The sequence below is a fragment of the Herbaspirillum sp. WTB6 genome, from assembly GCF_057457785.1.
In genome coordinates this window covers 3,473,386-3,492,537 of record NZ_CP176522.1, presented here as the reverse complement: position 1 = coordinate 3,492,537, position 19,152 = coordinate 3,473,386, and the positions used below count along the sequence as shown (strand labels likewise).

General features: G+C 60.7%; 15 protein-coding genes. 6 read left to right on the top strand and 9 right to left on the bottom strand.

Translation table 11 applies throughout. The features are described 5' to 3' along the window. The first annotated feature begins 1 nt into the window (after window position 1). The 6 genes from cyoE to ACK2VC_RS16305 are packed head-to-tail and all read left to right on the top strand — an operon-like array spanning window position 2 to window position 7,253. The gene (cyoE, locus tag ACK2VC_RS16330; RefSeq protein ID WP_486731431.1) at window positions 2-901 is read left to right on the top strand and encodes a heme o synthase; all 900 of its coding nucleotides are present in this window, start codon (window positions 2-4) and stop codon (window positions 899-901) included. 9 nt (window positions 902-910) lie between these two features. Continuing rightward, window positions 911-1,774 (top strand): SCO family protein, encoded by an 864-nt coding sequence (locus ACK2VC_RS16325; RefSeq protein ID WP_486731430.1) that lies wholly within the window; start codon window positions 911-913, stop codon window positions 1,772-1,774. Continuing rightward, the gene (locus ACK2VC_RS16320; RefSeq protein ID WP_486731429.1) at window positions 1,774-3,375 is read left to right on the top strand and encodes a hydrogenase iron-sulfur subunit; all 1,602 of its coding nucleotides are present in this window, start codon (window positions 1,774-1,776) and stop codon (window positions 3,373-3,375) included. Before ACK2VC_RS16325 ends, ACK2VC_RS16320 begins: the two co-directional genes overlap by 1 nt. After that, window positions 3,372-3,875 (top strand): hypothetical protein, encoded by a 504-nt coding sequence (locus ACK2VC_RS16315; protein ID WP_486731428.1) that lies wholly within the window; start codon window positions 3,372-3,374, stop codon window positions 3,873-3,875. The genes ACK2VC_RS16320 and ACK2VC_RS16315 overlap by 4 nt, the downstream gene beginning before the upstream one ends. Next, a complete protein-coding gene (locus ACK2VC_RS16310; protein ID WP_486731427.1) occupies window positions 3,872-5,308 on the top strand; it encodes a cbb3-type cytochrome c oxidase subunit I in 1,437 nt (478 codons plus the stop codon). Before ACK2VC_RS16315 ends, ACK2VC_RS16310 begins: the two co-directional genes overlap by 4 nt. Window positions 5,309-5,321: 13 nt before the next feature. Then, window positions 5,322-7,253, top strand: coding sequence for an FAD-binding oxidoreductase (locus ACK2VC_RS16305; protein ID WP_486731426.1), 1,932 nt, complete (start codon window positions 5,322-5,324; stop codon window positions 7,251-7,253). A gap of 101 nt (window positions 7,254-7,354) precedes the next feature. On the opposite strand, the gene ACK2VC_RS16300 is transcribed toward ACK2VC_RS16305, so the two are convergent. From ACK2VC_RS16300 to ACK2VC_RS16260, 9 genes are all read right to left on the bottom strand, one after another. Then, on the bottom strand, window positions 7,355-8,569 hold the full coding sequence (locus ACK2VC_RS16300) for an EAL and HDOD domain-containing protein (protein WP_486731425.1): 1,215 nt from the start codon (window positions 8,567-8,569) through the stop codon (window positions 7,355-7,357). An 82-nt stretch (window positions 8,570-8,651) separates the two neighbouring features. After that, window positions 8,652-9,050 (bottom strand): chemotaxis response regulator CheY, encoded by a 399-nt coding sequence (gene cheY / locus ACK2VC_RS16295; RefSeq protein ID WP_486731424.1) that lies wholly within the window; start codon window positions 9,048-9,050, stop codon window positions 8,652-8,654. Between the two features lie 95 nt (window positions 9,051-9,145). After that, the gene (locus ACK2VC_RS16290; protein WP_486731423.1) at window positions 9,146-10,219 is read right to left on the bottom strand and encodes a protein-glutamate methylesterase/protein-glutamine glutaminase; all 1,074 of its coding nucleotides are present in this window, start codon (window positions 10,217-10,219) and stop codon (window positions 9,146-9,148) included. A gap of 39 nt (window positions 10,220-10,258) precedes the next feature. Further along, the gene (gene cheD / locus ACK2VC_RS16285; protein WP_486731422.1) at window positions 10,259-10,864 is read right to left on the bottom strand and encodes a chemoreceptor glutamine deamidase CheD; all 606 of its coding nucleotides are present in this window, start codon (window positions 10,862-10,864) and stop codon (window positions 10,259-10,261) included. After that, window positions 10,861-11,754, bottom strand: coding sequence for a CheR family methyltransferase (locus tag ACK2VC_RS16280; protein ID WP_486731421.1), 894 nt, complete (start codon window positions 11,752-11,754; stop codon window positions 10,861-10,863). The genes cheD and ACK2VC_RS16280 overlap by 4 nt, the downstream gene beginning before the upstream one ends. Window positions 11,755-11,805: 51 nt before the next feature. Then, window positions 11,806-13,434: a methyl-accepting chemotaxis protein gene (locus ACK2VC_RS16275; RefSeq protein WP_486731420.1), complete on the bottom strand. Its 1,629-nt coding sequence runs from the start codon at window positions 13,432-13,434 to the stop codon at window positions 11,806-11,808. Between the two features lie 132 nt (window positions 13,435-13,566). Beyond that, a complete protein-coding gene (locus ACK2VC_RS16270) occupies window positions 13,567-15,174 on the bottom strand; it encodes a methyl-accepting chemotaxis protein (RefSeq protein WP_486731419.1) in 1,608 nt (535 codons plus the stop codon). Between the two features lie 291 nt (window positions 15,175-15,465). Continuing rightward, window positions 15,466-17,193, bottom strand: coding sequence for a methyl-accepting chemotaxis protein (locus tag ACK2VC_RS16265; protein WP_486731418.1), 1,728 nt, complete (start codon window positions 17,191-17,193; stop codon window positions 15,466-15,468). A 130-nt stretch (window positions 17,194-17,323) separates the two neighbouring features. Further along, complete coding sequence (locus ACK2VC_RS16260) at window positions 17,324-19,030, bottom strand: methyl-accepting chemotaxis protein (protein WP_486733266.1); 1,707 nt, start codon at window positions 19,028-19,030, stop codon at window positions 17,324-17,326. Between the last annotated feature and the right edge of the window lie 122 nt (window positions 19,031-19,152).

Below are 19,152 nucleotides of genomic sequence, written 5' to 3'. Positions count from 1 at the left end.
GATGCACACCACCCCGCTCAAGCCCGCCGGGCGCGGCACGGCGCAGATGGCGCGTGACGTCATCTCGCTGTTCAAGCTGCGCATCGGCGTGCTCATCATGATTACCGCGCTGGTAGGCATGGCGGTGACGCCGGGCCCGGCACCCAGCTTGATGCAGGTGCTGATCCTGGCCCTGTCGGTGCTGCTGGCGTCCGCCAGCGCGGGGGCATTCAACCAGTATGTCGAGTACCAGAGCGATCGCCTGATGGCGCGCACCAAGAAGCGCGCCTTCGTCACCGGCGCGCTGCCGCACCACCCCGCCTGGCTGGTCCTGATGACCGTGCTGCTGGCCGGTGCGGTAGTGGCAGCCTGGGTCATGCTGAATGGCACGGCGGCGCTGCATGTGTTTCTCGGCGCCTTCTTCTACGGGGTGGTGTATACCCTGTGGCTGAAGCGGCGCACTGCCCTCAACATCGTCATCGGCGGTCTGGCGGGAAGCTTCGCCGTGCTGGCGGGCGCTGCCGCCGTCGATCCCGCGCTCGGACCGCTGTCCTGGCTGCTGGCCCTGGTGCTATTTCTATGGACGCCTCCGCACTTCTGGAGCCTGGCGATTGCCAACCGCGACGACTATGCGCAGGCGGGCGTGCCGATGCTGCCCGTGGTCGTCGGGCCGGCCCGCGCGGCCCGCACGGTGCTGATCAGCACCGTGGCGCTGTTCGTCGCCTCGCTGCTGCCGCTGGCCTATGGCGCCGGGCCGGTGTATGCGGTGGGCGCGCTCGCCGGCGGCCTGCACTTCGTCCGCAAGTCCTGGCAACTGGCGCGCCGGCCTGGGCGTGCCACCGCCATGGGCTCTTTCTTCGCATCGCTGGTGCAACTGAGCGTCCTGCTGGCCGCTGCCTGCATCGACGCCCTGTTGCGTTGAGGGCGGGCCGTGGCCAAGTCGCTACTCTCCAGACTCCGGTGCGGGTTCGCGTTCTGTGGCCTGGCGCTGGCGCTGCTACCGGCGGCACTGGCCGCGGACAAGCCTGATCGCGCCGCCGACCTCGGGCTGGACCGTGAGCAGGCGCTGCGTACGAGCCAGGCCGCGATCGGCCGCCAGATCGGCGACCACATCCTGCTGAACCGCGAAGGCCGTCCGGTGGCCCTCTCCTCGTTTCGCGGCAAACCCCTGCTGGTGAGCTTCATCTACACCGGCTGCTTCCAGGTGTGCCCCACCACCACGCGTTCCCTGCAGGAAACCGTGGAGGGCTTGCAAAAGGGCCTGGGGCCGAACCAGTTCAATGTGGTCAGCATCGGCTTCAACCAGCCGGCCGATTCGCCGCAGGCTCTGAAGGCTTTTGCCGCCCAGTATCAGATCAGGCAGTCCAACTGGGATTTCCTGAGCCCGCCGGCAGCCATCGTTCCCGCGCTGACGCAGGATTTCGGCTTCGCCTACGAGGCGACCCCGGCGGGGTTTGACCATGTTTTGCAGGTCTCCGTCCTCGATGCCGAGGGCCGCATCGTGCGCCAGGTGTACGGCGAATCCCTGTTCCCGGCCGAATTGGGGGAACCGCTGAAGATGCTGCTGGCCGGGCAGCCGGTGCAATCGAACGATGTACTGGACCACCTGATGGACCGGGTGCGCATCCTGTGCACCGTGTACGACCCCAAGACCGGCGCCTACCGGGTGGACTACACGCTGCCGATCCAGATTGCCGGCGGCGCGACCTTCTTCATCCTGATGCTGGTATTTTTCATCAATGAATGGCGCTCGAACCGGCAAAGTTCACGCAACAAGCGGGTGCGAAACACCTGATGCTTGCCAGTACCATGCCAGTGCCAGGTCCAGCCGTCGCCGCCGAGGACTCCCGCACCTCAATCTCGCCTTCACCGGTTCCCCGCCCTGCCGCCGCCTACCGGGCGCTGGAGCATGCGTTCGATCGACCTTTCAGCGCGGCGCTGAATCCGCTCAAGCACCTGGGCGCCCTCGGCTTCATGCTGCTGTGGCTGCTGGTGGCGAGCGGAACCATCCTCTACATCGTGCTCGACACCTCGGCCGCGGAAGCGTACCGCTCGATCGAGGCGCTGGCCGAAGTGCCCTGGATGCTGGGCACCGTACTGCGCGGCGTGCACCGCTACGCGGCCGACGCGTTCGTGGTCGTCATGCTGGCCCACATCGGGCGCGAATGGGCGCTGGGGCACTACCGGCATTTCCGCAAGATACCCTGGCTGACCGGCGTGCCGCTGGTCGCGCTGGTCTTTGTCAGCGCGGTGGGCGGGTTCTGGCTCAACTGGGACCAGTTGGGCCAGTATTCGGTGGTGGCGACGGCCGAATGGATCGATGTCCTGCCCTTTTTCGGCTCGCCGCTGGCACGCAATTTCCTCGGGGCCGTCAGCCTTAACGACCGGCTGTTTACCCTGCTCGTCTTCATCCACATCGGCGTACCGCTGCTGCTGATCTTCGGCCTGTGGTTCCACATCCAGCGCATCAGCCTGGCCAAGGTGTTTCCGCCCCGGCCTCTGGCCACGGGGACTTTCCTCGCGCTGCTGGCGCTGTCCTTCGTGCTGCCGGTTTACAGCCAGGGCCCGGCCGACCTCGGCACGGTGCCGACGGCGCTCGCGCTCGACTGGTTCGTGCTATTCATCCATCCGCTGGCCGACGCCACCTCGGGCGCCACGGTCTGGCTGCTGCTGGGACTGGCCTTCGTGCTGCTGGCGGTGCCGCCCTTGCTGCCGGCACCGCCGCGCCAGCCGGCGGCCGTGGTCCATCCGGACCAGTGCAGCGGCTGCGCACGCTGCTTCGACGATTGCCCCTATTCCGCGATTACCATGGTGCCCCACCCGAACGGCCGGCGCGGCATGCGCATGGCGGAAGTGCGTGCCGACCTGTGCGCCAGTTGCGGCATCTGCGCCGGCGCCTGCCCCTCGTCCACTCCATTCCGCGGCGCCCAAGTGCTGGTGACGGGAATCGACATGCCGCAATTCCCCATCGACCACCTGCGCCGGCAACTGGTGCAGGGCCTGCGTGCGATGCCGGGCGCCAGGCGTTTCGTGGTTTTCGGCTGCGAGCAGGGAGCGCGCACGCGCCTGCAGGCGCCCGATGTGCTGCATTTCGGGCTGGCGTGCGCCGGCATGCTGCCGCCCTCCTTCGTCGAATACGCGCTGCGCGCCGGCGCCGACGGCGTCCTGATCAACGGCTGCCGCGCGGGCGGCTGCGAATTCCGCCTGGGCCAGCGCTGGACCACCGAGCGCCTGGCGGGGGAGCGCGAACCGCACCTGCGCCGCTCGGTGCCTACCGAGCGCTGGCGCACCGCATGGACCGATCCGGGCGACGAACGCGCGCTCGCGGCCGCCGTGCACGAACTACGCCGGCAATGCGATGCCGGCACCCCTGTTCCTGAGGAGAAACATCAATGAACCGCGCACTCAACTGGAGCGGCCAGGCCCTGCTGTACGGCTGCTTTGCCGTGGCGCTCGGAGTGTTTTCGCGCTGGCCAGCGTACCACCCGCTGCCGCCCGACACGGCGCAGATCAAGGTCAGCTTCATCCACCACGGGGCGCGCATCGCCGAGTGCCGCCCCTACACCGCCGAAGAGCAGGCGAAGATGGCGCCAAACATGCGCAAGGCGATGAAGTGCGAGCGCGAGCGTTCGCCAGTCAGCATCGAGGTCGACATCGACGGCAAGCCGGCGCTGCGCCGTACCGCGCCGCCCTCGGGACTGTCGCGCGACGGCGCCTCCACCCTGTATCAGCGCCTGGACATTCCCGCCGGCGAGCACCGCATCGCGGTTCGCTTCAAGGACAACCAGTCGGCCGCTGGCTTTACCGACCAGCGCGAGCAGACCGTGACGCTGAAGCCGGCGCAGATCATGGTCATTGACTTCAATCCTGATAAGGGAGGCATCGTCCTGCTATGAGCGCAAGCGTCTCGCCCCTGCCGGGGCTTTCCCGCGTGCCAGCGCGTCTGCCGGCGGCCTGCCCCGGTGCCGACTACCAACTGAGCATCCCGCAAGATACGCGCCGCGCGCTGGCACGGGGCTGGCTGTGGCTGGGGCTGGCCGCGCTGATCGGATCGGGCCTTTTTTCAGTGCTGCTGGTGGTCTCGCGCACGCCTTACGTGAACCAGTGGCTGCCGGCGGCCAATTTTTTCCATATCTCGCTGGTGCTGCACGTGGACCTGTCGGTGCTGGTCTGGTTCGTGGCGATGGCCGGGCTGCTCTGGAGCCTGCACGGCGGCACCCGCGCCCGCGAGATCGGCTGGCTGGCGCTGTGGGTCACGGCGGCCGGCACGCTGGCCATGGCGCTGGCGCCGTTCGTCGCGCCAGGCGAGCCAATCATGGCCAACTACATCCCGGTGCTCGAATCGCCGCTGTTTCTCGCCGGTCTGGTGGTGTTCGGCGTGGGGTCCACCCTGCTGGTGTTGCGCAGCCTGCTGGCCGCACCCCGGCTGGGGCTGCAGTACGGCGGCAGCGGCGCGCTGGACTTCGGCCTGAGCACCGCTGCCGTCGCCACCGCGGTGGGGCTGCTGTGCCTGGCCTGGTCCTGGGCCGAGCTGCCGACGACGCTGCATGACAAGACCTATTACGAAATCCTGTTCTGGGGCGGCGGCCACGCGCTACAGTTCACCTGGACGCTGCTGATGCTGGTGTCCTGGCTGTGGCTGGCCAGCACCTGCGGCGCGCGCCTGGTGTTGAGCCCGCGCGTCACGGTGCTGATGTTCCTGCTGGCGCTGGCCGGCGTCTTCGTCATTCCCTATGCCTATCTGGCCTATCCAGTGGCGTCGGTCGAACACCGCGACCTGCTGACCTGGTCCATGCGCCTGGGCGGCGGCCCGGCCATTGCCCCGGTCAGCCTTGCCGTGGTGTTCGGCGTGCTTAAGCTGCGACGGCTCGAACCGGCCATGCGGCCGCTGCGCGCGGCGCTGCTGTCCTCGGTGCTGCTGTTTGCCGCCGGCGGCCTGATCGGCGTCTTCATCAACGGCAGCAATGTGCGCATTCCGGCGCATTACCACGGCTGCATCGTCGGCGTCACGCTAGCGCTGATGGGTGCGGTGTACCGCATCCTACCCTCGCTGGGCTACCAGGCGCCGCAGGATCGCATGGCCACCTGGCAGCCCTGGCTATACGGCATCGGGCAACTGATGCACATCATCGGGTTGGTCTGGTCCGGCGGTTATGGCGTGCAACGCAAGGTGGCGGGCGCCGAGCAGGTGCTGCGCAGCACCGCCGAAGTCGCCGGCATGGGCCTGATGGGGCTTGGCGGCCTGATCGCCATTATCGGCGGGCTGCTGTTCGTGGCGGTCGTGATCCGCGCCATCCGCCACCCGCTTGCCGCCACCGTACAAGGCTGAAGGAAAGCGAAGAATGATCAAGAAATTCCAAGCATTGCTGCAATGGCCGTTCCTGCGCGCCGAAGGATTGTTCAACGCCGCCTTCGGCGACCGCATTAACCCGTTCTATCACCTCGGTGCCATCACCTTCTTCCTGTTCTGGGTGGTCGGGGCCAGCGGCCTATACCTCTATGTATTCTTTGAAACCGGCATTCCCGAGGCCTATACCTCGGTCGTGGCTCTGACCGACAAGCAATGGTGGCTCGGCGGCGTGCTGCGCAGCGTGCACCGCTATGCGTCCGACGCCATGGTGCTGACCATGGTGCTGCACATGCTGCGCTACTTCGCATTCGACCGCTATCACGGCTTCCGCTGGTTCTCCTGGGTCACCGGGGTAATGCTGATCTGGATGGTGTATGCCTCGGGCGTGAACGGCTACATGCTGCCCTGGGACCAGTTGGCGCAATACGTCACCGTTACCAGCTTCGAATGGCTGGACTGGCTGCCGATCTTCAACGGCACGCTGATGCGCAACTTCCTATATTCCGACCACGTCGGCAGCCGCTTCTTCACGCTACTGTCGTTCATGCACCTGGGCCTGCCGCTGGTGGTGCTGATGGTCATGTGGATCCACGTGCAGCGCGTGCCCAAGGCGCGTACCACACCGCCCAGGCCGATCGTCGTCGGCCTGCTGCTGACTGTGCTGGCGCTGTCGCTGGTGGCTCCGGTGCGGATTCAGGGTGGCGTCAGCGACCTCGCCAATGCAGTCACCCGCGTGGAACTCGACTGGTTCTACATGGCCGTGTTCCCACTGCTCACCGAATGGCCACTGGGCCACGTATGGGCGCTGGTGATTGGCGCGTCCGTGCTGCTCGCGCTGCAGCCCTGGCTGCCCCTTCGGTTCGGACGCGGCGCCAAGACCAAATTCCAGGTGGCGGTGCATGGCGAACAGGGCTTGCGCACCGAGTTCACGGTGCGCAAGGGCGAGACCATCCTCGACGCCGGCCTTCGCGAGGGCCTGACCCTGGACTACGACTGCCGCAACGGCGGCTGCGGCCGCTGCATCTGCAGCGTGGCGCACGGCAGCTACGACCAGCGCCCGTACCAGATCAGCGCGCTCTCCAACGCCCAGAAAGCCCAAGGCAAGGCCCTGATGTGCTGCATGGAACCGAGCGAGGATATGGCAATCGAGGTCGAGTACGACATCGGCGGCAAGGCCACGGCGCCCGAGGTGCACAGCGCCACCGTGGTGGGCATGAAGCGCCTGGCCGACGACGTGATGCACCTGGTGCTGGAACTACCCGACGGCAAGGCGCTGGACTTCGCCGCCGGCCAATACATCAACATCCTGCTCGACGACTGTCAGCGCCGCGCCTTCTCGTTTGCCAACCGGCCCGGAGAGGGCAGCCGGATTGAGCTGCACATCCGCCTAGTGCCCGGCGGGCGCTTTACCACCCATGTGTTTCAGGGCATGAAGGTGGGCGATCTGCTGCGCTTCGAAGGCCCGCTCGGCAGCTTCACGCTGCGCGAAAGTCCGCACCCCATTCTGTTCGTCGCCGGGGCTACGGGGTTCGCCCCCATCAAGAGCATCGTGGAAGATGCCTTCGCGCGTGGCGTGCAGCGCTCCATGCGCTTGTATTGGGGCGTGCGTCGGCGCCAGGACCTGTATATGCTCGAACGCTGCGAGCAGTGGCAGCGCGCCCACCCGAACTTCACGGTGGTGCCGGTCCTCTCCGAGCCCGCCGAAGGCGACGGCTGGACTGGTCGCACCGGCTTGGTGCACGAAGCCATGCTGGCTGACTTCCCGGACCTCCGCAGCCATGAGGTGTACCTGTGCGGTTCGGTTCAGATGGTGGAAACGGCCGTCCCCGCCTTCATCGCCCGGGGACTCGATGAGAATGCCTGCTTCTCCGACGCTTTCCTGATGACGGTGCCAGCCGCCGCTGCGTCGGCCCGGCAGGCCTGAGCAAAAGCCGCCGGCGCCGACCCACCGCGCCCGGCGGCTTTTTTATGTGCGCCCGCGACGGGTAGGTCTCCGCAGATAAGCAGACGGATTTGACGCGCACCCTACAACTGCAGGTTATGCGACCAAGCCAGCGCCGATAGATGCAGTTGATTTACTTCATCCGCCTCGACCTGCAGCGAAGCCGCCAGCGATCCGACCAGCGCGCTATTCAGCTCACACGCTTCGGCCAACGCCAGATATGGCCCGTAGATACCTCCACGCGAGGACAGTGCCTGCGCCAGCCCTTCGGGAAACTGCATCTCTTGCAGTACCTGCGCCATTGGAATTCCAAGCAGCCGGTCCAGCAGGGAAAACAGGCCGGCCACGAACAGGTTTTCGGATTCCCCGCGCGGGAGGGTTGGCGTTCCCAGCAGTTCGGCCAGACGGCCGCGAATCACCGCGGTCTGCATCAGTACCGGGGAGTAGCCGGTAGTACTGGCAGTAGCCAGCAGCAGCGAAAGCCAACGAAACAACGGGGCATAGCCCAGCAGGGTCACAGCGTGCCGCAATGAATGAATTTCCGTGCCATGCCCAAAACCAGCTGAATTGATGTAGCGCAACAGCTTAAAAGACAATGCGGCGTCGCGCTTCAGCACCGCTTCCAGTTCGCGCACATCGGCATTTTGCCGCACCATGCGCATCAACTGCAGCACCACCGTCTGCGCCGGATTCATGCCTTTCGGCTGCGGCCCGGGACGCGGGGTCAGATGCAGCTTGCCGACAAAGGCGTCCAGGCCGAGCGCTGCGCAGGAATCATATTGCTGCCAGGTGCTGACGCCACGCGCTACCAGGCGCACCGATGATTGCTTGAAGGCACCGTAAATCTTGGCCTGACTGGCCAGATCGTCCGGATCGAAACGAACTTCGATATGCGTCAGCAATGCCAGCAAACCCTTGTCAAGCGCCTTGAAATCGGCATTGCGCAACAAGATGCCATAGCCTTGTGCGCGCAATTCCTGGACTGCGCTTAGAACCGCCGGGTCTGCCAGATCCGCCGCAGTCAGGGCCAAAACGGTATTTTTGGGCGGTAGCGCCAGTAGCGCATCGGTCGCCAGCAGCTCCGGCGACGCCTGCAAAAACAGGAGCGCGCCACCCAGCAGCCAACCGCTTTCGCCATTGTTCAGATGTTGCCCGATGAGTCCGGCCAAAGCGACCGGATTGGAGGCACCTGGCAACCCCTTATCGCTGCCAGACTGCTGCCAGCTCAGCTCGTAGCCGAGCACCTGCTGTTTGGGATCAAGAAGCGGTTCTCGGACGATAAAATCTGAGGTATGCATGAAATCTGTCCTGACAAGCAACGATTAATCAGGAACGCCCGGTGGCTCGCCGCACCGATGCGCGGGCGATGCCGCCGCTCGCTCAGGCGCCAGCTTTTTCAAGCTTTTCAAAAATTTTCGCCAGCTTTTCATCCAGTGTGGCTGCAGTAAACGGCTTAACTACGTAGCCACTCGCACCCGCCTGTGCCGCCGCAATGATATTTTCCTTCTTCGCTTCGGCGGTGACCATCAACACCGGCAATTTCGACAGTGTCGGATCGGCACGGATCGTTTGCAGCATGGTCAGTCCATCCATCACCGGCATGTTCCAATCGGAGATCACGAAATCAAAATTGTCGGTGCGCAGCTTGGACAGAGCCATCGAACCGTCTTCCGCCTCATCCACGTTGGTATAGCCCAATTCCTTGAGTAGATTTCGAACAATGCGGCGCATTGTAGAAAAATCGTCAACCACTAAAAATTTGGTATTGGGACCGGCCATGAATCACTCCATTATTGCGTAAGACTCGTTATCGATCGGACCGGTAGCTCCGGCGCCGAACAAACGGGGAATAGGATTGCGGTGCCTATATTAATCTAAACCCGCAGCGCCCGGCTGCTATGCGTGGCAAGATAGTTCAACACCATGCCGGGAAGCTCGTTCAGTGCGCCGGTGTGATGAACGGCGCCGATGGCGATTGCTTCGCGCGGCATGCCGAACACGACGCAGCTCGCTTCGTCCTGGGCGAAATTTTGGGCGCCAGCCTGTTTCATTTTCAGCATGCCCTGCGCGCCGTCCTTGCCCATCCCGGTCAGGATGACGCCGACCGCATTCTTGCCGGCGCAACCTGCAACCGAGTCGAACAGGACATCGACCGAAGGCCGGTGCCGGTTTACTGGTGCGCCGGCGTCGAGCCGAGTCATGTAATTGGCGCCACTGCGTACCAGCAGCAAGTGAGCATTTCCAGGCGCAATGTAGGCGTGGCCGGGCAGAATGCGCTCCTCGCCGGCCGCTTCACTGACCGCGATCTTGCACAGGCTGTCGAGGCGCCGCGCGAACGATCGCGTAAACCCTTCCGGCATATGCTGGGTTATCAGGATGCCAGGGCTGTCCGACGGCATTTGCACCAGAAAATTCTTGATCGCCTCGGTGCCGCCGGTGGAAGCGCCAATGACGATCAGTTTTTCGCTACTGGTCAGGGGGTTGCGAATCAAGGGCAGTTCGCCCGCTGCCTGGCTGGCGCCGGCAGTGGCCATGGTGCGCGCACGGATATGCGCCTTCGACGCGATGCGGATCTTGTCGGCAATCAACTCCGTATAGTCGCGCATGCCGCTTTGAATCGACAGCTTCGGTTTGGTCACGAAATCGATAGCGCCAAGTTCCAGCGCGCGCAAGGTGATTTCGGACCCGCGCTCGGTCAGCGACGATACCATCACGACTGGCATCGGTCGCAACCGCATCAGCTTTTCCAGAAAGTCGAGGCCATCCATCTTTGGCATCTCGACGTCCAGCGTCAGGACATCCGGATTGGTCTGCTTGATCAAATCGCGCGCCACCAGCGGATCGGGTGCGACGCCAACCACTTCCATATCGGGCTGGCTGCCGATGATCTCTTTCATGACGCTGCGAATCAACGCTGAGTCGTCAACAATGAGCACCTTAATTTTCATAAACTCGTCTTCCGAATCACTCCACGCAAACGGTTGCAATCAAAACAGCTCGATTGCACCGCTGACGCGATTATTCTCCAGCCGGTTCGCGTAATCCTGTTCGCGATTGGCCAGCGTGTTGTTGTTCAGCTGTTTCAGTTTTTTTACCAGAACTTTCCCCGAGCGCGGGAAAAAATAAACTTTGCGCGGATGAATGTCATTCAAATCCTCAGCCACCATCCGAATGTTTTCCGCCTGCAGATACTCGCGCACGAATTGCGCATTGCGTTGGCCGACGTTCATCGAAGTAAATCCGGCCAGTACATTGCCGCCGCCGAATACCTTGGCTTCCAGGTTTTCGCGCCTGGCTCCGGCCTTCAACAGCTCGTTGATCAAAACTTCCATGGCATAGGTGCCATAACGCATCGAGGCCGACACCGGGCTGTCGAGATCACCGCTGGCAGGCAACATGAAATGATTCATGCCGCCGATTCCGGTGATCCTGTCCCGAATGCAGGCCGCAACGCATGACCCCAGCACGGTCACAATCAGCATGTCCTTGCAGGTGAAATAGTATTCGCCGGGAAGTATCTTGGCCGCATCCCGATCGAATGTGCGGTCGTAATACACATTATTAGCAAATTGCTCTTCAATTCCCTGGCTCATGACTGCAAGTCCAATTCGGGTTTCTTGCCACTCGCCTTTTTGTCATTGTGTAGCGCGAGCTCGTATACGGTCTTGGCACGTAACCTGAACGCGTCCGATATGTATGAGAAATTTTCCGAATGTCCAGCAAATAGCAATCCGTGTGCCTTCATTAGCGGTGCAAAACGGGACAAAATCTTTGCCTGGGTCATCTTGTCGAAATAAATCATGACATTTCGACAAAATATTGCATCAAACGAAGTGGAAATCGGCCAATTGCTAGCCAACAAGTTAAGTGGCTGAAACGTAATTAATTTCCCCAGTTCCGGACGTATCCTGGCCAAGCCACTCTGTGCTCCAGTCCCTTTCAGAAAAAACCGCTTTTTCCGCTCTGCGGAAAGCTTGTCGAGCCGTTCGATCGGATAGACGCCGCGTGCTGCTATCCCCAGCACGTTGGTATCGATATCCGTAGCCAGGATATGCACCGGTGGCGTCAGCGTTGCATACGTCTCGCACAAAGTCATGGCGATGGAATATGGCTCTTCACCAGTCGAACTGGCGCAGCACCAGATGGCAACCGGTTCGCGTAGCTGGCCAACATGCTCGGCAAGAATCGGAAAATGGTGCGACTCACGAAAAAAAGAGGTGAGGTTGGTGGTCAGCGCATTCACGAACGCCTCCTGCTCACCATCGTCGCCGCCACGCTCCAGCCAGTCGAGATAATCCGAGAATGTATTGATTCCAGTCGCGCGCAGGCGGCGCGCAAGGCGGCTGTACACCATCTCCTGTTTGCTGGCTGCCAGTGCGATACCGGCGTGCCGATGGATCAGGCTTCTTGCTCTTTCAAAATCGCGAGCAGTGAATTCGAATTCCTTGACTGCGTCGAGTTTATTCAGCGGCGCTGGTTTCAATCTGCTGCTCTTTCCTGTCAATTGCGCAAGCACATCGCGCCACGATCGGTGTCATCCGCTCTTCTGCATCAGGCGCTGTGGCGACACCTCGATCAAGCGCGCTGGTGCCGTTGGGGCGCTAACAGCGTCTGTGGTTAGCGCGCTGGAGCGATAGCCAACGCGGAAGGCTCCCCAGTGCTTACCATTCACATAAATTGGCACTGATAAATCATGCATGACTTCACCCGTATCGCGTTTATACGTTTGCAACAAAAACGACCCGGTATTGGCGCCACAACGGGCACCGGTTCGGTCATTGAAAATCCGCTTGGTCCGATTGTTGACCAAATCGAATTCATAATTGCCGGTCAGCGGCTGCGAGAATTTCCTGTTGTGGGTCGGGAAATAGCCGTTGTTATCCACTGCCCCGGCATAGGCCAACTGCGGCATCGCTTCCAGCAGCCCCTCTTGCAACTGCGGTAACACACGATCGGTAAATCTGTCAAACCGGGTCGAGTGTTTCTGCGGATTGGTTTTTGGAATCGGTGTATAAGACCGATCGAACAACGCATCCTCGCTGATCTGTCCGCCCTGAATCGCGTCGGCAAAAATTTTACCGACTTCTTTGGCCGCCGCTTCTGCGGAAGCGCGAATCGTATCATGCGTGGTCTGGATATTGAATTCCGCAATGGCACCATACACGGCCTCAGCCCGCTCCGACAGAGCCATCGCCGAAGCTGCGGCCGGTGGCAGTTCGGCATCGGTCAGCAACATACTGTCGCGGATTTTCAGGACGCCGTTGGCGATCTGGCGCGTCGTTTCGACGTGCTCGCGCGAAGCGTGGGCAATCTGCTGAACTTCATCTTCTGATACTGACGCAGCACGTTCGATATTGCCAAGGAAATCATGCACACGTCCGGCATTTTGCGCGGCCTCCATCACCTTGCCGGTTAGGGAGGCCATTCCACCCGCCGCTCGCTCAGCCTCTTCATTGATTTCGCGCACCATGTGGCCGATATCGTCGGTAGCGTTTTTGGTGCGCTGTGCCAATTGCCGGACTTCACCAGCCACCACGGCAAAGCCGCGCCCATGCTCACCTGCGCGTGCAGCCTCAATCGCGGCGTTCAGCGCCAGCAAATTGGTGCGGGCGGCAATCTCGTTAATCACTTCGGTAATCCCGTGAATACGTCGCGCCTTGTCTTGCAGTTGCGCCATTACCTGCGATGCGGCTTGGGCATCCTGGCGGGCGTTGTTGATTTGATTCACGCTTTGATCCACCTGGGATCGCCCGGCGGCGCTTTCGTCACGCACCTCGTGCGCCATGTTGGCCGCACGCTCGGCATTCGCCGCAATCTGCACCGTGGTACTGGCATTCTGCTCGGCTCTGCTCACGATTTCGTTGAGCGTCCGGAGATCGTACTCAATCTTGTTTTTGACCGAATCGACGAAAAATGATGTTTCTGCTGCGCCGATCATGATGTGGTCGATTTCCTGAGCAACCTTGTACCCAAAACGTGTGCCGCCAGCACCACCTCGCTCGCCAATCAGTACGGCGGCCAGCACGCCGCCAATTGATGCGATCACCGCCACCGCCAGCGAGCCGATTACAGCACCCGCCAGCCAGTCGATCAGGAGGGCGATAAGAATACTGGCGAATACACCCGCCGCCAGCAGCTTTAGCAGAGGCAAGAGTTTACGCATAGGGTTCATCGCATTCCAAACGGTAGGTTTTTGACACCAACAAAATCAGGTGATTGATCAGTTTATCTATCACGTTATCGACTATCGGCAAGATGAACTTGAATCTTGCCAGATGCACATCTCGCTCTTACATTAGAATTCGTCCCAATCATTGCCCACGGGCGCGGCCACCGTGGCCTTCCCAGCCGAGCCCTCTCCTTCCAGCTTGAAGACGCTGACTGCCTGCGCCAGTTGCACCGCCTGTTCCTGCATGCTTTCCGCCGCCGCCGCCGCCTGCTCCACCAACGCCGCATTCTGCTGCGTCATTTCGTCCATTTGCCCAATCGCCCGGTTCACTTCTTCGATCCCGCTGCTTTGCTCCTGGCTGGCAGCCGTGATTTCGTTCATGATGTCCGCCACGTGCTTGACCGAGGTCACAATCTCCCCCATCGTCTTGCCCGCTTCGTCCACCAGCTTGCTGCCTACGTCCACCTTTTCTACCGAGTCCCCGATCAGCCCCTTGATTTCCTTGGCCGCTCCCGCCGAGCGTTGCGCCAAGTTGCGCACTTCCGCCGCCACCACCGCAAATCCGCGCCCCTGTTCCCCGGCCCGCGCCGCTTCCACCGCCGCGTTGAGCGCCAGAATGTTGGTCTGGAACGCAATGCCGTCGATCACGCCGATGATGTCTACGATCTTTTTCGAGCTTTCCTTGATCGAACCCATGGTGTCCACCACTTGCCCCACCACTTGCCCACCCTTGACCGCAAAGTCGGATGCCGAGACCACCAGTTGATTCGCTTGCCGCGCATTCTCCGCGTTCTGCTTCACCGTTGACGTCAGCTCTTCCATCGACGAGGCCGTCTCTTCCAGCGAACTCGCTTGCGACTCCGTGCGCGATGACAGGTCCGCGTTCCCGCTCGCAATTTCTTCGGAAGCGCTGGTAATGGCGTCGGTCCCGACCCTGACCTTGCCGACGATTTGCAGCAAACTTTCGTTCATCCCCTTCAATGCCCGCAGCAAATCGCCAATTTCATCCTTACCAACCGCGTTCACACGCGATGTCAATTCACCCGCCGCCACTTTCCGGGCCACCTCTACCGCATCCTGCAAAGGCGCCGTGATGCTGCGCGTCAGCAGAAATGCCAGCACTCCACCCAATGCCAGGGCAACCGCCCCCATCAGGATAAACAGGTATGTCAGATTTCTTTGAGCACTGATGCTCCCCGCCAGCGTTTCCCGCTCAACCGCCTGCTGCGCCGCCACCAGCTTGTCAATTTCTACAACCGCTCTTTGATTCAATGGATCGATGCGGCCGGCGATAATTTTTCCGGCTTCCTCGCCGTTGAACGCCAACACTTGTTGAATCGCTTCCTTGAATGGCGCCTCGAGTTCCTTATCCAGTCTTGCAATTTCGTCCAGAGCTTTTTGTTCGCCCTGGCTCAATCCGGCTGCCACCAGCCGCATACGCGCATCGATGTAGCGTTTGCTTTCTTCCTTGACTTTGGCTTCTTCTCTTTGCATCGCCGCAACATCGGATTGCAAGCCGATGTTGCGCATGGCGATCCCTCCCTGCAGCAATGCGCTTTTCATGGTCACTGCCAATTCGCTTTTGGCGTTGGCCGCCTGCAACCTGTCAATCAGACTGGCCCCGCTCCGCGCGCTTGAAACATTGCCGATCATCAGTACCGCAACCAATATCATCAAGATCAAGCCAAAGCCCACTCCCAGGCGAGCGCCAATACGTAGGTTGCGCAGGTTCATCCTGTTTCCTCCTGATTCAGTTTTTATTGTCCCAGCTCTGGCAATCTGTGTAACGACGACCATAGTGGAAGCTGCTTACAACGGTGTACATTGTTCGCAACCGGATTATGAATCCATCAAATCACTCGTTGGCGTATCGAATTCCTCCTCTATCCATTCTTGCCGTTGGTGCTCTTGCTGGCCAACTCAGACCTGGTCGCAAGTATCTTGGTACAAGCAATGATTCGTTGCTGGAGGCTTCCAATCATGTATTTGCACCGCATTCGTTCAACCGATTCAGCAGCTAGAACGCTAAAACTCTTCCCAGTCCTCATTGCCCGCAGTTACCGCTGGAGCCGAACGAACTACCGCCGGGCGTCCGGTCTTGGGGCCAGCCACCGCCGCAATCCCCTTCGCGCCGCGCGCGTCCGCTACCGGTGGCTGCGTCTTGGCCGCAGGCCTGGCTACCACCATCACCTTCCCAGCCGTGCCCTCTCCTTCCAGCTTGAAGACGCTGACTGCCTGCGCCAGTTGCACCGCCTGTTCCTGCATGCTTTCCGCCGCCGCCGCCGCCTGCTCCACCAACGCCGCATTCTGCTGCGTCATTTCGTCCATTTGCCCAATCGCCCGGTTCACTTCTTCGATCCCGCTGCTTTGCTCCTGGCTGGCAGCCGTGATTTCGTTCATGATGTCCGCCACGTGCTTGACCGAGGTCACAATCTCCCCCATCGTCTTGCCCGCTTCGTCCACCAGCTTGCTGCCTACGTCCACCTTTTCTACCGAGTCCCCGATCAGCCCCTTGATTTCCTTGGCCGCTCCCGCCGAGCGTTGCGCCAAGTTGCGCACTTCCGCCGCCACCACCGCAAATCCGCGCCCCTGTTCCCCGGCCCGCGCCGCTTCCACCGCCGCGTTGAGCGCCAGAATGTTGGTCTGGAACGCAATGCCGTCGATCACGCCGATGATGTCTACGATCTTTTTCGAGCTTTCCTTGATCGAACCCATGGTGTCCACCACTTGCCCCACCACTTGCCCACCCTTGACCGCAAAGTCGGATGCCGAGACCACCAGTTGATTCGCTTGCCGCGCATTCTCCGCGTTCTGCTTCACCGTTGACGTCAGCTCTTCCATCGACGAGGCCGTCTCTTCCAGCGAACTCGCTTGCGACTCCGTGCGCGATGACAGGTCCGCGTTCCCGCTCGCAATCTCGGCCGACGCCACCCCGATCGTTTCGGTGCTGCGCCGAACCTGCCCAACCGTTTGAATCAGGCTGTCGGTCATGTGCTTTAGCGCCTGCAGCAACTGACCGATCTCGTCCTTTCTAGTGGATGCGGCGCAGGCCTGCAGATTACCGGAAGCCACCCGTTGCGCCACTCCAACTGCCTCACCGAGCGGGCGAACAATACTGCGGGTCAGCAACCACGAACACAAGCCACCGATCACAAGAGCAAACAGGCCGAGCGCAATCAGGATCACGCGTCCGGACCGGAAAGTATCGTCGGTATTCGCAGCAACCGCATCGATATTCCGACGTTGATAGTCAGACATTTTCTCGATGCTCAAAACATATGCGTTCATTGCGGGGGTCATCTTGGTGTCGATCAGTTTCTTAATTTCTTCTTCGCTATCGAATGACTTACCCTTAATGACTGCGTTGTTGGCATCCAGATAGATGGCATGTTTTGCCAAAATATCGGCAAACAATTTCTTTTCCTCCACCGTAACCAAAGCAGATTCCAATTTTTTCTGCAAGTCGCGGACTCTCTTGCCCTCCTCTTCGATTTGGTCTTCGAAAAATCTCTGCGCTCCGTAACCGGCACTCTTGGTAACCGCAGCAGTGCGCACGCCATTGAGGCTCACCGAGCGCAGCCAGTCAACCGACAATCGTTCCTTGACCAGCATTTGCTTGACCATGTAGTCGGTCGATTGACCTACTTCTTGCAAGCGCCAAATACTCACGGCGATCATCAATGCCGTCAGGATCAGCACTGCACCGAAGGCGATTGCAAGTCTCAAGCCGATTTTCAAGTTAGCGATTTTCATAGAACCCCTGCGCCGACGATAATTTTCGCTGCGTATAAAATTTACGAAGCGATGTGATTGTTCCTGGATACCATAGGGGCGGACTAAAAAAATCAGCCCATCCTGAAAATTTTCAGTTGACAATCACCTCTTAAAATTCCGCCCAGTCCTCATCGTTACCGCCGGCGGCCGCCGTCATTTTTTTGCGTGGAATTTCTTCCGTAAGCGTGAGACGCTTGCCCGCTCTCGCGGCCGACACCGGCAACCTGGCCTCGCTCGCCGGCCGCGTCGATTTCCTCCCCCATTCGCCCTCGGCCAGCTTGAAGACGCTGACTGCCTGCGCCAGTTGCACCGCCTGTTCCTGCATGCTTTCCGCCGCCGCCGCCGCCTGCTCCACCAACGCCGCATTCTGCTGCGTCATTTCGTCCATTTGCCCAATCGCCCGGTTCACTTCTTCGATCCCGCTGCTTTGCTCCTGGCTGGCAGCCGTGATTTCGTTCATGATGTCCGCCACGTGCTTGACCGAGGTCACAATCTCCCCCATCGTCTTGCCCGCTTCGTCCACCAGCTTGCTGCCTACGTCCACCTTTTCTACCGAGTCCCCGATCAGCCCCTTGATTTCCTTGGCCGCTCCCGCCGAGCGTTGCGCCAAGTTGCGCACTTCCGCCGCCACCACCGCAAATCCGCGCCCCTGTTCCCCGGCCCGCGCCGCTTCCACCGCCGCGTTGAGCGCCAGAATGTTGGTCTGGAACGCAATGCCGTCGATCACGCCGATGATGTCTACGATCTTTTTCGAGCTTTCCTTGATCGAACCCATGGTGTCCACCACTTGCCCCACCACTTGCCCACCCTTGACCGCAAAGTCGGATGCCGAGACCACCAGTTGATTCGCTTGCCGCGCATTCTCCGCGTTCTGCTTCACCGTCGACGTCAGCTCTTCCATCGACGAGGCCGTCTCTTCCAGCGAACTCGCCTGCGACTCCGTGCGCGATGACAGGTCCGCGTTCCCGCTCGCAATTTCTTCGGAAGCGCTGGTAATGGCGTCGGTCCCGACCCTGACCTTGCCGACGATTTTCAGCAAACTTTCGTTCATCCCCTTCAATGCCCGCAGCAAATCGCCAATTTCGTCTTTACCAACCGCGTTCACACGCGATGTCAATTCACCCGCCGCCACTTTCCTGGCCACTTCCACCGCATCCCGCAAAGGCGCCGTGATGCTGCGCGTCAGCAGAAATGCCAGCACTCCACCCAATGCCAGGGCAACCGCCCCCATCAGGATAAACAGGTATGTCAGATTTCTTTGAGCACTGATGCTCCCCGCCAGCGTTTCCCGCTCAACCGCCTGCTGCGCCGCCACCAGCTTGTCAATTTCTACAACCGCTCTTTGATTCAACGGGCCGATACGTTCAACAATAGTCTTGGCGGCCTCCTGTTCCCCATTAAATGTTTGCAGTTGTTCGATCGCTTCATTGAGCGGAGCCTCCAATTCCTTATCCAGCCGAGCGATTTCTTCCAGCATCTTCTTTTCCGCCGAACTCATTCCGAGTGCTACCAATTGATCGCGCGCCGCGGAAAACCGTTTGCTTTCTTCCTTGACTTTGGCTTCCTCCTTGCGCATTGAAGCAACATCATGCTGCAAGCCGATGTTGCGCATGGCGATCCCTTGCTGCAGCAATGCGCTTTTCATGGTCACCGCCAATTCGCTTTTGGCGTTGGCTGCCTGCAACCTGTCAATCAGACTGGCTCCGCTCCGCGCGCTTGAGACATTGCCGATCATCAGTACCGCAACCAATATCATCAAGATCAAACCAAAGCCCACTCCCAAGCGAGCGCCAATGCGTAGATTGCGCAGGTCCATCATGTTTCCTCCCGATTCAATTCTAATTTTTCGACGTCTGCCATTGTTGTAGTGACGCGCTGGATCGCAACTGTTTGCTGCAATCGAATTCTGCTCTGCCAGGTAAGATTCGGTTAGCGCAT